Annotated in this window: 12 protein-coding genes; 4 read left to right on the top strand and 8 right to left on the bottom strand. The window is 62.4% G+C overall.

The genetic code is table 11. From position 1 onward, the window contains the following. Window positions 1-47: 47 nt before the first annotated feature. Window positions 48-1,544 (bottom strand): malate dehydrogenase (quinone), encoded by a 1,497-nt coding sequence (gene mqo / locus ACWPW1_RS11920; RefSeq protein ID WP_184287940.1) that lies wholly within the window; start codon window positions 1,542-1,544, stop codon window positions 48-50. Window positions 1,545-1,999: 455 nt separating this feature from the next. After that, complete coding sequence (locus ACWPW1_RS11915) at window positions 2,000-3,589, bottom strand: ABC-F family ATPase (RefSeq protein ID WP_454253011.1); 1,590 nt, start codon at window positions 3,587-3,589, stop codon at window positions 2,000-2,002. A 362-nt stretch (window positions 3,590-3,951) separates the two neighbouring features. Between ACWPW1_RS11915 and ACWPW1_RS11910 the strand changes: the two genes are divergently transcribed. Then, a complete protein-coding gene (locus ACWPW1_RS11910) occupies window positions 3,952-4,134 on the top strand; it encodes a hypothetical protein (RefSeq protein ID WP_454253010.1) in 183 nt (60 codons plus the stop codon). A gap of 676 nt (window positions 4,135-4,810) precedes the next feature. Here ACWPW1_RS11910 and ACWPW1_RS11905 read toward each other — a convergent pair. Continuing rightward, window positions 4,811-5,044 carry a hypothetical protein gene (locus ACWPW1_RS11905; protein WP_454253009.1) on the bottom strand — a complete coding sequence of 78 codons (234 nt, stop codon included), beginning with the start codon at window positions 5,042-5,044 and terminating at the stop codon, window positions 4,811-4,813. Between the two features lie 157 nt (window positions 5,045-5,201). On the opposite strand from ACWPW1_RS11905, the gene ACWPW1_RS11900 reads away from it, so the two are divergent. Then, window positions 5,202-5,462 (top strand): hypothetical protein, encoded by a 261-nt coding sequence (locus ACWPW1_RS11900; protein WP_271654925.1) that lies wholly within the window; start codon window positions 5,202-5,204, stop codon window positions 5,460-5,462. A gap of 317 nt (window positions 5,463-5,779) precedes the next feature. Here the strand turns inward: ACWPW1_RS11900 and ACWPW1_RS11895 are convergent, their stop codons facing one another. Next, a complete protein-coding gene (locus ACWPW1_RS11895; RefSeq protein WP_454253008.1) occupies window positions 5,780-6,178 on the bottom strand; it encodes a response regulator in 399 nt (132 codons plus the stop codon). A 227-nt stretch (window positions 6,179-6,405) separates the two neighbouring features. Here ACWPW1_RS11895 and ACWPW1_RS11890 point away from each other — a divergent pair, with 227 nt between their 5' ends. Then, window positions 6,406-6,600: a hypothetical protein gene (locus tag ACWPW1_RS11890; RefSeq protein ID WP_059314947.1), complete on the top strand. Its 195-nt coding sequence runs from the start codon at window positions 6,406-6,408 to the stop codon at window positions 6,598-6,600. 60 nt (window positions 6,601-6,660) lie between these two features. On the opposite strand, the gene ACWPW1_RS11885 is transcribed toward ACWPW1_RS11890, so the two are convergent. Both ACWPW1_RS11885 and ACWPW1_RS11880 read right to left on the bottom strand, forming a co-directional pair. Beyond that, window positions 6,661-7,869 (bottom strand): MFS transporter, encoded by a 1,209-nt coding sequence (locus tag ACWPW1_RS11885; RefSeq protein ID WP_454253007.1) that lies wholly within the window; start codon window positions 7,867-7,869, stop codon window positions 6,661-6,663. After that, complete coding sequence (locus ACWPW1_RS11880) at window positions 7,866-9,074, bottom strand: MFS transporter (RefSeq protein WP_454253006.1); 1,209 nt, start codon at window positions 9,072-9,074, stop codon at window positions 7,866-7,868. Before ACWPW1_RS11880 ends, ACWPW1_RS11885 begins: the two co-directional genes overlap by 4 nt. 64 nt (window positions 9,075-9,138) lie before the next feature. Between ACWPW1_RS11880 and ACWPW1_RS11875 the strand changes: the two genes are divergently transcribed. Further along, the gene (locus tag ACWPW1_RS11875; RefSeq protein ID WP_454253005.1) at window positions 9,139-9,624 is read left to right on the top strand and encodes a DUF192 domain-containing protein; all 486 of its coding nucleotides are present in this window, start codon (window positions 9,139-9,141) and stop codon (window positions 9,622-9,624) included. A 359-nt stretch (window positions 9,625-9,983) separates the two neighbouring features. Here ACWPW1_RS11875 and ACWPW1_RS11870 read toward each other — a convergent pair whose 3' ends face one another. After that, window positions 9,984-11,339: a substrate-binding domain-containing protein gene (locus tag ACWPW1_RS11870; RefSeq protein WP_454253004.1), complete on the bottom strand. Its 1,356-nt coding sequence runs from the start codon at window positions 11,337-11,339 to the stop codon at window positions 9,984-9,986. Between the two features lie 69 nt (window positions 11,340-11,408). After that, complete coding sequence (gene xthA / locus ACWPW1_RS11865) at window positions 11,409-12,221, bottom strand: exodeoxyribonuclease III (RefSeq protein ID WP_313648592.1); 813 nt, start codon at window positions 12,219-12,221, stop codon at window positions 11,409-11,411. Between the last annotated feature and the right edge of the window lie 171 nt (window positions 12,222-12,392).

Genomic DNA, 12,392 nt, shown 5'->3' with positions numbered 1-12,392 from the left:
GCGGGGAAAGGAGGCGCCGGACCACTTCCGGTTCGGCACCTTGGGTATCACGCCGGCTGGTCGAGTTGCAGTACGCGGGTGGTGCGCTCCCGCACTTCCCGCAGCAGCTCCGGCTCTTCGGCCAGCTTGTGACCAAAGGAGGGGAACATCTTGCGCAGCTTGGCCTGCCACTCTTCGCTCTGGTAGCGGCTCGGGAAACAGCGCTCGACCAGGGTCAGCATGATGGACACCGAGGTGGAAGCACCTGGAGAGGCGCCCAGCAGGGCGGCGATGGTACCGTCACCGGAAGCGACGATCTCGGTGCCGAACTGCAGGATGCCGCCTTTCTGCGGGTCCTTCTTGATGATCTGCACCCGCTGGCCGGCCACTTCCAGGCGCCAGTCCTGCTTGCGCACGGCCGGGTAGAAGGCGCGCAGCTCTTCGACGCGCTGGTCGAAGGACTGCAGGACCTGGCCGACCAGGTAGCGGGTCAGCGGCATGTTGTCCCGCGCCACGGCGAGCATGGGGCCGATATTGCCCGACTTGATCGACTTGGGCAGGTCGAGGAAGGAACCGCGCTTGAGGAACTTGGTGGTGAAACCGGCGAAGGGTCCGAACAGCAACGACTTCTTGCCATCCACCACGCGGGTGTCCAGGTGCGGTACCGACATCGGCGGGGAGTTGACCCCGGCCAGGCCGTAGACCTTGGCCTGGTGCCGTTCGACGATGTGCGGATCGTCGCAGCGCAGCCATTGGCCGCTCACCGGGAATCCACCGTAGCCGGCGCCTTCGGGGATGCCGGACTTCTGCAGCAGCGGCAGGGCCGCGCCACCGGCGCCGAGGAAGACGAACTTGGCGATCAGCGTGCGGGTAGCACCGGAGCGACTGTCCTCGATGGTCAGGCGCCAACGCTGATCCGCTTCGCGGGTCAGGTCCACCACCTTCTGGTTGTAGCGGACCTGGGTGCCGGGGCGGGTCTGCAGGTGACCCAGCAGGCTCATGGTCAGGGCGCCGAAATTGACGTCGGTACCACCGGCCACATGGGTCGCCGCCACGGCTTCGGTAGCTGGCCGGCCTTCCATCACCAGGGGCATCCACTCGCGCAGCTTGGCGTGGTCCTCGGAATATTCCATGCCGTCGAAGCAGGCGTGGTCCTTGAGGGCCTCATAGCGCTTGCGCAGGAAGGCGATGTCCTTGGCGCCATGCACGAAGGACATGTGTGGCACGGGGCTGATGAAGGCGCGCGGCGAACCGAAGTGGCCTTCCTCGACCAGGTAGGACCAGAACTGCCTGGAAGCCTCGAACATGCCGTTGATGCTGAGGGCCTTGGTGACGTCGATGCTGCCGTCCGCCTTTTCGGGCGTGTAGTTCAACTCGCAGAGGGCCGCATGGCCGGTTCCGGCGTTGTTCCAGGGGTTGGAACTCTCCGCCGCGCCTACGTCGAGCAGTTCGAGTACCTCGACGGTACTCGTGGGCTCCAGCTCCTTGAGCATGACCGCCAGGGTCGCACTCATGATTCCCGCGCCGACGAAAACGAAATCCGACTCTTCGTTACCACTGTGCATTCATCGTACTCCTGAGACAGTGTCTCGCTTTACACCTGAGGGAGATCGGGCGTCGGAGCCCGACCTCGAGTTGGGCAACCCCGAGCTGGCCGCAAAGGGCCGAGCAGGGGTGAGCAACCGGTAGGGCATGGCAGTCAGTTGCGACAGCGGCCGTCCGGCAATGTTCTGATTTATTGAGTTGGAGCCAAATGTCCTGGTGGATCGGCGGAGGCCGATGCCAGGCGGGGCGGCCAGGATGCGACAGGGAGCCCGTCGAGCGTGCCGGAAGGGGGCGCTACGTGTTACGAGACGTGGCAGGAGACCCCTGGTCTCCCGGCGCAAACGATAGGTATTGATCGCGGCGATCCTGGTCGAGTACCCGTTTCGGTGCGAAATGATACCTAGGGTAACTGCTTAGGGCACCATCTATTTTAACCGTGTAGTGGGTATCAGGACCCACTACACGGACCTCGGGCTTAGCCGTTGATGCCTTGGCTGCGCAGGTAATCGTCATAGCTGCCGCTGAAATCCACCACACCGCTCTCGCTCATGTCGAGGATGCGGGTGGCCAGGGAGGACACGAATTCGCGGTCGTGGCTGACGAAGATCAGGGTGCCCGGATAGTTTTCCAGGGCCAGGTTCAGCGCCTCGATGGACTCCATGTCCAGGTGGTTGGTGGGCTCGTCCATCACCAGCACGTTGGGCTTCTTCAGGATCAGTTTGCCAAACAGCATGCGTCCCTGTTCACCACCGGAGATGACCTTGATCGACTTCTGGATGTCGTCGCTGGAGAACAGCATGCGGCCCAGGGTGCCACGCACCACTTGCTCGCCGCCCTGGGTCCATTGGGCCATCCACTCGAACAGGGTGGCATCGTCGGCGAAATCCTCGGCGTGGTCCTGGGCGAAGTAGCCGACATCAGCGCTGTCGGTCCATTTCACTTCACCGCTCTGGGGAGCCATCTCACCCACCAGGGTGCGCAGCAGGGTGGTCTTGCCGATGCCGTTGGGGCCGATGATGGCGACCCGCTCGCCGGCTTCGATCTGCAGGCCCAGGCGCTTGAACAGCGGGGTGCCGTCGAAGCCTTGAGTGACGTTCTCCAGGGTCACCGCCTGGCGGTGCAGCTTCTTGTTCTGCTCGAAGCGGATGAAGGGGCTGACGCGGCTGGACGGCTTGACCTCGTCCAGCTGGATCTTGTCGATCTGGCGCGCCCGGCTGGTGGCCTGCTTGGCCTTGGAGGCGTTGGCCGAGAAGCGGCTGACGAACTGCTGCAGTTCGGCGATCTGGGCCTTCTTCTTGGCGTTGTCCGACAGCAGGCGCTCGCGGGCCTGGGTGGCGGCGGTCATGTACTCGTCGTAGTTACCCGGGAACAGGCGCAGCTCACCGTAGTCCAGGTCGGCCATGTGGGTGCAGACGCTGTTCAGGAAGTGGCGGTCGTGGGAGATGATGATCATGGTGCTGTTGCGCGCGACCAGGATGCCTTCCAGCCAACGGATGGTGTTGATATCCAGGTGGTTGGTCGGTTCGTCGAGCAGCAGCAGCTCCGGATCGGAGAACAGTGCCTGGGCCAGCAGTACCCGTAGCTTCCAACCGGGGGCGACGGCGCTCATGGGGCCAAAGTGCTGGTCCTGCGGGATGCCCAGGCCGAGCAGCAGCTCGCCCGCCCGCGCTTCGGCGGTGTAGCCATCGTATTCGGCGAACTGCACTTCCAGTTCGGCCACTGCCATGCCGTCGTCTTCGCTCATTTCCGGCAGGGAGTAGATGCGGTCGCGCTCGGCCTTGACCTTGGCCAACTCGGCGTGGCCCATGATCACGGTATCGATGACGGTGCAGTCTTCGTAGGCGAACTGGTCCTGGCGCAGCTTGCCCAGGCGCACATTGGGTTCGAGCATCACCTGGCCGCCGGTGGGCTCGAGGTCACCCCCGAGAATCTTCATGAAGGTGGACTTGCCGCAGCCGTTGGCGCCGATCAGGCCGTAGCGATGGCCGTTGCCGAATTTGACGGACACGTTCTCGAACAGCGGCTTGGCGCCAAACTGCATGGTGATGTTAGCGGTGGAGATCAAGGGGGTACCTATCAGGGACTAAAGGCGTCGCGAGAGCTGACGGTATCGATTCGATACCGACGCCGAGCTTGGCTATCTCGCTCGGAGCTGAACCTGTGCCGATCCAGCGAGCGTAGGTGGAAAGAAAAAATCTGGAGGAGGGTTTCCCAGCTGTAGGGCGATGAGGCCGAAGCTCATGCCGGACATTGCGTTCATTGTCGCATAGGTCCGCCAGCGGTGATAAGGCCGCCGTGGGTACCGGAGCGCTGCTCCGACTCGCCCTGGGTCGCATGATCTTCGGACCGCTGGTGATGATGGCCAGTGAACGGCGATCACCCGCACGCTTCTCATGCTGCACCGATGCAGCCATCCCAGGAGCAGATATGTCCGAGCAGACGAAGAGCCGAATAGATGCTGGAGCGCCGCGGGAGCAGTTGCCGCCCACGCTGGAAGAGATACAGGCCCGCAATGCCGAGCTGCGGATGCAGAAGATGGCGAAGCAACGCCAGCAGGCGCTGGCGGAACGGTCGCTCACCGCTGCCAGGAATGAAAAGCAGGTGCCTTGAGCCTCGGGACCATCGGTCATAGTGGCCACTGAACAGGTACCTCCTTGCGCGTCTCCAATACAGTGAGGCCACTATTGGCCTCACTGCGAGGTGACCCATGATCACAACGACCACTCATTGGCAAAGATTCAGCTGGCCACAGGCTCCCGGAATGATCGCAAGGTCGATGTTCGGGATCGACGTCCAGCTGGCTGGGGAGCAAGGTGGGCAGGCCATAGAGCCCGCTCCGGCTGAGCTACCGGAGCCTGCCGATACGGATGGCACCGATCAGTCTGTGCTCGATCCTGACGAGCCCTCGACGCCGGTGCCTGGCGAAAGCGACGACCAGGAACCAGCGCCTCGGTAATCCCCTGAGTCCCGATAGAGCCCAGCCGACGTGTTGGGCTCTTTCACGAACAGCGGCAGGTAATGCACCAGCATGAAGAGGCTTTTTGACGCTTTCAGCTGCCCGAAGAGTGCTTTCCTTTGGATTGGGCTAAATGTGCCTTCTATCGTCAATAACGAGGACGTCTTTCTGAAACTCCAGAGCCCTATCTTGAAGGGTGATGCAATCGGCACTATTGGGAAGTAACGGCAGTAAAGAATGTGGTTCTCTGATTCCACTATTGGTCTGTATTAAACGAAGCGGCTAAACAGCAAGGAGTTTGAGTGGAAGGTAATCGTAAGTGCCGCTTCGCTATTTGATAACTGGCTTGTCTTGTAGGTCGAGTAAAAAGCGAAACGCACTTTGAACGGTGGTCTGGCGGTCCTGTATCTCTGCGATGCACAGCGTCAGCATGTCCCTGAGCGCTTCTGAGTCATCGGTTCCGTGGCATTCGTATATCTGTCGCAGTAGCTGGTTGATCGCATCCTGTTCCGCGGCGTATCGCTCCAGTAGCAGCAGGCCATGCTTTCGGTCCTGTTCGTTCATGCGACTTCCTCCGGTACGGGCTGATCGGTATCCGGCGATCGTTTTGCCACCGTTAGGAAAGAGTTTAAACCCGAAGTGTCGGATGGGTGGTCAACGACAGCGTTGCGAGATATATGTCAAAGGATGAGACGTATCGGTAGTTTCACCCGGGAGTCCCATGAACAGGTTAAAAGAAGCGTTGGAGATGCTGGATCCTCCGGTGAAGCATTTCATCGAATACCGGGGTGAAGACGTCTTGCTGACGCTTTTGGATCCCAAGGTGCCAGCGAAGGTATCGCGCCTCATTGCCAAACGCACGGTACTGAATAGTGAGGCACTCAATGTCATGGTGTTGTATGCCGTCAACGAACTTCGTCTGAAAGGCTCTCTTGTTCCTTTGCAAGCCGATACGGTGCTCATCGGCAGGAAGGCGCCTTAATTCGCATCAGAGGTTAAGTGAGTGATAAAGATGATGGTGACCATTGCCACCTGGGATGGGTGCCCTTTGCCATCGCAGTGGGCAACTGCCGGCCGTAAGGGCCACGTTCTTTCTCGTCCGCGCCCGCCTCTGATGGCCGTATTCTGTGCACGAACGCCTGCCTGGCAGCAGCCGATGTCTGCGGGCTCACCTTGGCGATGCCATGCAGTAGGGGACTTGGTCATTTCCTAACCTGCGACATCTGTCCTGCTGATACAGATGCCTTGAGCGTTCGGTTCCCCGTCAACGGGTCGGCGGACATCCCTGTCCATGGCGACTTAAGGCGCCGGTAGCGGGACGACCTTCCAGACGGCCTCGGTCAGCTGATCGAGGGTCCAGGGTTTATGCAGGAAGGGCACGCCGGGTGGCACGTCGTTTCTCAGGCCGGCATAGCCTGACATCAGCACGAAGGGCACCGCGGGCCAGCGCTCGGTGACGATCTTGGCCAGCTGGATGCCATCGATCACCCCAGGCATTCGTACGTTCGACACCACTACGTTCACCTGCTGCCAGTGCAGTTCCAGAAACTGCAGGGCGGCATCGGCGGTCCCGAAGGTTTCCACCTGGAAGCCTTCCTGCTTGAGCACCTCGCGCACCAGGGCTTGCAGCAGCAATTCATCTTCTGAGACGACGGCGAGCAGATAGGCATCGTTGGCTGGACGGGTCGGCGTATCCATAGGCGGCGTTCCAGGAATGGAGGATATCTGGAGTCTAGTCAAGCGCCGGCTTTTTGCCTGGCCGATTGTGCCAAGGCAGATTCCTGATCGAGTCTGGCCTTGGGCGTTGCTCTGGCCAGGGCCTCGCCACGAGCGATGCCATGACGACGTGCGGTCACGGCTTCGCTGCAACCTCTGCGGCTGACCGCCTACTAATGCTCAAGACCTACCCCTCATAGGAGCTTGGCATGAACCTGTTGCTTTCTTCCGCACCCGACACGACGGTACCCCTGGCCTGGTGGCTGGGTGGTGACCAGGCGCCGCTCAACGACTCCGACATGGCCGACGAGGAGATCGATACCGAGATCCCCGATGAGGTGGCGGAGAACCTGACCGAGCCGGCCAAGCCGCCCGCGCCGATTCCGGATCCTGGTCCACTGTAGGAAAAGTAGCCAGGCGGGGGCGTCGCGCCGGACCACTAGGGCATCGCCCCCCAGGCTGGCCTAGGCACCTGAGGCGGTGAGATTTTCCCTGAGCGCGCGGCGATAGAGCAGCGCGCTCAGGCCCAGACCCGCCAGGGCCATCAAGCCAGCGAAGAGAAAGATGGCGCTGAAACCGAAGCCATTGGCAATGGCACCAGCCAGCGGCCCGGTAATCCCCAACGCCAGATCCAGGCACAGAGAGTAGGCGCCAAGGGCAGCGCTGCGATTGGTGGGCGGTACCTTGACGATGGCCTCGACTCCCAGGGCCGGATAGACCAGTGACAAGCCGAAGCCGGCCATGGCGGCGCCAATCAGGGCCATCTCGGGCGTGACCGCCAACCAGAGCAGTAACAGCCCCATGGTCTCGACCGTGAAGCAGGCCAGGGCAACGCGGAAGCCGCCGATCTTGTTGATAGCCCCGGCGAACAGTAGCCGGGCGCAGATGAAGGCGGCGCCAAAGGCGGTCAGGCAGAAGGCCGCGTTCGGCCAGCCATTGCTGGCGTAGTAGAGGGTGACGAAGGTTGCGATCGCGCCAAAGCCGATGGAGCTCAGCAGCAGGCAAAGACCGAAAGGACTGATGCGCCAGAATACCTTGTGGAAGGGCAGTCGATCACCGGCGATGACCGGGGCCGGTTCCTTGTTCCAGGCCAGCGCTAGGCCCAGAGCACCCAGCAGGGCGATAGCGACACCCAGGCTCCACAGCCCCAAGCTGGCCACCATGGCGACGCCTAGTGGTGCGCCTATGGCAAGGGCACCGTAGGCGGCGATGCCGTTCCAAGAGATCACCTTGCTCACGTGCTGCATGCCGACGCTGCCCATGCCCCAACTGAGGCAGCCGGTGCCGATCATGGCCTGGGACATGCCCAGGATCACCCGACCGACGATCAGCAAGCCCAGGCTAAGCGCCGGCACGCTCTGCAACGAGGTCGCGAGCAAGGTAAGGACGCCGCAGGCGACGCAGCCGAACAATCCGTAAATGACCCCGCGCTTGGCGCCGATGCTATCGGCCAGCTTGCCGGCGAGCGGTCGAGTGAACAGCGTCGCCAGGTACTGGATACTGATCGCCAGCCCCGCGATCACCGAACCGTAGCCGAGATCGTCATGCACATAGCCCGGCAGGATCGCCAGTGGCAGACCGATGGCCAGGAACAGCAGAAAGCTGAAGATGACGATGGAAACGATGCGTCGATTGATGGCGAGTGCGGTGACAGGCGGGACGGTCGTGGTCATGGCTGTTCTCGAGAAGACTCGTCGAAACGGCGGAGGAGGCGGACGCTGAGGCACAGGCCGGCGAGGGCGGACAGCGCGGCGCACAGGAAGCTGGCGGCATAGCCGAAGTGGGTGGCTACCGCGCCGATGAGCGGGCCGGTCACCGCCAGCGAAAGGTCGATGAACACCGAATAGCCTGCCAGGGCAGCGCCCCGGTTGGAGGCCGGGACCCGCTGCACCGCTTCCACGGCCAGCGCCGGGAACACCAGCGAGAAACCGATCCCGGTGAGGGCCGCGCCGACCAGGGCAGTGGTCATGCTGGGCGCCAGCCACAGCGTGGCCAGGCCGATGGCTTCCACCGCCAGGCTGACGATGGCGACACGGAAGCCGCCATGCCGGTTGATGGCATTGGCGCATACCAGGCGCACGCCGATGAAGAAGCAGCCGAACACCGTCAGGCACAGCGCCGCGCCGCTCCAGCCCTGGCTGGCGTAATACAGGGTGATGAAGGTGGCCAGGGTGCCGAAACCGATACCGCCCAGCGCCAGGCCGAGCCCAAAGGGCAGGACCCGCCCGAGCACCGTGGTGAAGGGAAGGCGTTCACCGCGTACCGGAACGATGGGTGGGCGCGGCTTGGCGATGCGGTAGCCCAATACCGCCAGGGCTATGATGCTGGCGCCCATGACCCAGAGACCCAGCAGGTCGACCAGCACGACGCCAAGGGGCGCGCCAATGGCCAGGGCGCCATAGCTGGCGACGCCATTCCAGGAGATCACCTTGGCGGTATTGGACGGGCCGACGCGGCCGATTGCCCAGGAAATGGCACCGGTACCCGACAGACTTTCCGCACAGCCCAGTACCAGGCGCCCAAGCAGCAGAGCGCCGAGACTGATCCAGGGCCAGTCCTGCAGGAGGATCGACGCCAGCATCAGCAGTCCGCTGATGCCGCAACCGAGCATGCCGTAGAGCACCGACTGCTTGGCCCCCACGGTGTCGATAAGGCGACCGGCGTGGGAGCGCGAGAGCAGGGTAGCCAGGTACTGACTGCTGATGACCAGCCCCGCGATGATGGAGTTGAAGCCCAGATCCTCATGCACATAGCCCGGCAGCACGGCCAGCGGAATACCGATGGTCAGGTAGGCAATGAAGGTAAAGAGCACCGTCCCCAGGGTGATGCGGGTGGCCAGCGCGGGTGAGGGTGCGGGTGGTAGGCTTGCGGTCGACATCGGACTCGAGAGGTTGTCTGACAATGTGGGATAGATTGCTTTCGCCTGGCAAAGGTCACACGTCATGAGGTTTTTTGTCCATGATCTCCAGGCACTCAGGCAGCGCCGGTCGCCGGGCATGGCCAGACTGGCTGTCCTATTGGCGGCACTGAGTGCTTTTTCGGTTGCGGCAGCCGAGCCCCTTGTTCTACGGATCGGCGACCATCGGCTCCGCGTCGAGGTGGCGAGCACGCCTGAGCAACGGGCTCGCGGGCTCATGGGGCGTTCGCCCCTGGGAGCGGACGAGGGCATGCTGTTTGTCTTCCCTGGTGACGAAGCGCGCTGCCTATGGATGCGCGATACGCCCAGTGCGCTGGCCGCCGCCTTCATCTCTGCGCAAGGCGACATTCTGAACGTCGTCGAGATGCGCCCATTGAGCGACACCCATCACTGCTCGCGCGCACCTGCGCGTTATGCCTTGGAAACAGCCACGGGTTGGTTCTCGACGCGGGACATTCATCCGGGGGAGCGCATCCAGGGGCTCGGTGCCGTCGCGCCTGTGCCCAGATGATTGCGACGCGCGAGAAGCATTGGTTGGGCTGCCTGGTCTAGGTGACACAAGCCGATGCCTGGACTCAGGTCGATTGGGCGTTGAAGATATCAAGATGGGAATTGAGGCTGTCCCAGCTAGAAGGCAATGCGATTTACTCCCTGATAAATATGCTTTGGATCAATAGGTTAAGTATACTTATTGAAGTTATTTATGAACTAATCTTGAGAAACCACTTTAAGTCTCCCCGCATGGTGCACACGAGCTAGGGTTGTCGGGACGGCCGTCAGGAAACGTCTTTTCACTAGCCTGCAACGGCCAATCGCGTAGCGCCTTACGCTGCCGTTACGCGTTCGCCTCAAAGCCAGGATGCGCGATCTCTAATGAATCCAGGCCTCGACGCGGCGATTCTTCACGCGGCCATTGGGAGATAGCCCCGCCACTGGCAACTGGTCGCCAAGCCAGAGCAATTCGTTGGCGAAGGCTTTCTGGTGACGCAGGGCCGTGGCGACTGCGTTGGCCCGCAGGCGGGCCAGGAGGGCGGCGCGCGCGGGGTCTTCGGTGGTGTCGTTGAAGCCGACCAGGATGAGCTGGCGTTGCGCATTCTCCGGGCGGCGCATGAAGGCGGCCAGCCGCTCCACGTCGCGCAGCGCCTTGTTGTCGAGATGCGCACTGCCGGCGGTGAAGCGAAAGTTGACCGTGAGGCGCTGCGCCCGTCGGGCCAGTTCGGCATAGGGGGCCGGCATACCCTGGGTATCACTGATCTTGACTGGCTCGATGCGCTGGGCGACGAACCCGCTCTGCTGGACCACGGCCTGGCCCGCCGGCGTCTGGCTGAATTCGAGCAGGGCGCGGGCCCAATCCGAACGCCGCGCCGGCGGGCCGTAGAGGAACAGTCGCCGTGCCAGCGGATAGTCTTCGGTGGCGATGCTGGCTTCGCTGGGTGCGATGGCCCGACCCTGGCCATCGCGCAGGGCGAGCTTCGGCAGCTTGGCCGCCGCCGCCAGGCTCGTGAAGCCAATGCCCGCCGGATCACTGGCGACCTGTTGCGCGAGTTCCTCGTTCGATTCATAGCGTTTGGCGGCGGCGTTGAGGTGCTTGCCCTGTGGGTTCAGAACCAGCTCGCGAAAGGTGTCGTAGGTGCCCGAGCGATCATCCCGGGCATAGAGCCGGATCGGACCAGGCTTGCCGCCCAGCTGTTGCCAGTCGGTAATCTCTCCTGCGAAGACCTGCGCCAGTTGCTGGAGGCTGAGCTCGTGCAAGGAGTTGCCCGGATGCACGATGATCGCCAGGCCGTCCAGGCCGATGACATATTCCGCGTCCTTGCTGCGCAAGTCTCCAAGGCCGGCCAGGGCGTTGACTTCAGCATCATTGATCGGTCGCGAGGCGGCGGCCAGGTCCGTGGTGCCGGCGGCCAGCGCGGTGAAACCAGTGCTGGAGCCATGGGCGGCGATGGGGACTGCCACCCAGGTGCCGTCCGGGGCGCGGGCGGTCAGCCGCCATTCGTCCATCACGTCGGTAGGTACCACTTGGGGATCGCGGTAGCCGCGCTCGGCGAGTAGCGCCGCAACCAGACGGGGTCCCAGGCGTGCGTTGATGGTGTTGGAGCCCTGCAGGCGCAGCAGGGTGGTTGCCGGCTGGCTGGCCAGGAGCGGCAAGGGCAGCAGCGGAAACAGCAGCATGAGCACTGTGCTCTGCAGGAACAGGCGGCGGAATACTGGCGCAGAGCGGTTCATGGTCGGGCCTCGAAGCTGAAACGAGGCCGCCACCTTAGGCACGCCGTGTGACGGCGGCGTGACAGGACTTCACGTCAATTCTAGCCAGACCGGCGCATGGTCGGAGGGCTTCTCCATACCGCGGATTTCATAGTCCACGCCCGCCCCGGCGATACGCTCGCGCAACGCCCGGGAGGCCAGGATGGTGTCGATGCGCAGGCCACGCTTGGGCTCGTCTTCGAAACCCCGGCTGCGATAGGGGAACCAGCTGAAGCGATCGTCCACGTCCGGATGCAGATGACGGTAGCTGTCGATCAGGCCCCAGCCCAGCAGGCGCTGCATCCACTCGCGCTCTTCGGGCTGGAAGCTGCAGGCGCCGGTTCTCAGCCAGCGCTTGGCATTGGCTGCACCGATGCCGATGTCGTGATCCTGGGCGGAGATATTGAAGTCACCCATGAGCAGCAAGGGCGTGTCAGGCGAGAAACGCTCTTCAAGTAGATTCTGAAGATCGGCGTAGAACTTCCTCTTGCCAGGGAATTTTGTGGGGTGAGCGATATTCTCGCCTTGAGGAAAATAGCCATTCATGACCACCAGGGGCTGGCCCTGCCTGTCGGCGAAGACCCCGTAGATGAATCTTTTCTGGGACTCTTCGCCGTCGCCCGGAAAACCCTTGTGCAGCTCCAACGGCGCCAGACGCGACAGTAGCGCCACACCGTAGTGGCCCTTCTGGCCGTGGTAATGCACGTGATACCCGAGGGACTCCACGTCCGCCAGGGGAAACTGGTCATCCGATACCTTGGTTTCCTGCAGGCCGATCACGTCGGGATCGTAGCGTTCTATGATCGCAGAAAGCTGATGAGGTCTTGCGCGCAATCCATTGATATTGAAGCAAATAATCTTCATGTTACCTTCCTGAAAGATGATTGGTCCTAGCCTATCAGAAAGCGCCTCGCCGAAGCGGCCACCAGGCGAACCCTGGCCTTTCCGGTTTGTCTCACAGCGCAACGCCCGTTAGCATTCCTGTATGAATAAACCGAACGCTCTACGCCGTGTCCTGATTGGTGTTTGTTGTCT

This window comes from Pseudomonas sp. Marseille-Q7302, assembly GCF_965111925.1.
This window is presented reverse-complemented; position numbering and strand designations above follow the sequence as displayed.

Coding starts and splice junctions, on each gene's coding strand:
- mqo (WP_184287940.1), bottom strand. CDS start 1,544: ATGCACAGTGGTAACGAAGAGTCGGATTTCGTTTTCGTCGGCGCGGGA.
- ACWPW1_RS11910 (WP_454253010.1), top strand. CDS start 3,952: ATGTCCGAGCAGACGAAGAGCCGAATAGATGCTGGAGCGCCGCGGGAG.
- ACWPW1_RS11905 (WP_454253009.1), bottom strand. CDS start 5,044: ATGAACGAACAGGACCGAAAGCATGGCCTGCTGCTACTGGAGCGATAC.
- ACWPW1_RS11900 (WP_271654925.1), top strand. CDS start 5,202: ATGAACAGGTTAAAAGAAGCGTTGGAGATGCTGGATCCTCCGGTGAAG.
- ACWPW1_RS11895 (WP_454253008.1), bottom strand. CDS start 6,178: ATGGATACGCCGACCCGTCCAGCCAACGATGCCTATCTGCTCGCCGTC.
- ACWPW1_RS11890 (WP_059314947.1), top strand. CDS start 6,406: ATGAACCTGTTGCTTTCTTCCGCACCCGACACGACGGTACCCCTGGCC.
- ACWPW1_RS11885 (WP_454253007.1), bottom strand. CDS start 7,869: ATGACCACGACCGTCCCGCCTGTCACCGCACTCGCCATCAATCGACGC.
- ACWPW1_RS11880 (WP_454253006.1), bottom strand. CDS start 9,074: ATGTCGACCGCAAGCCTACCACCCGCACCCTCACCCGCGCTGGCCACC.
- ACWPW1_RS11875 (WP_454253005.1), top strand. CDS start 9,139: ATGAGGTTTTTTGTCCATGATCTCCAGGCACTCAGGCAGCGCCGGTCG.
- ACWPW1_RS11870 (WP_454253004.1), bottom strand. CDS start 11,339: ATGAACCGCTCTGCGCCAGTATTCCGCCGCCTGTTCCTGCAGAGCACA.
- xthA (WP_313648592.1), bottom strand. CDS start 12,221: ATGAAGATTATTTGCTTCAATATCAATGGATTGCGCGCAAGACCTCAT.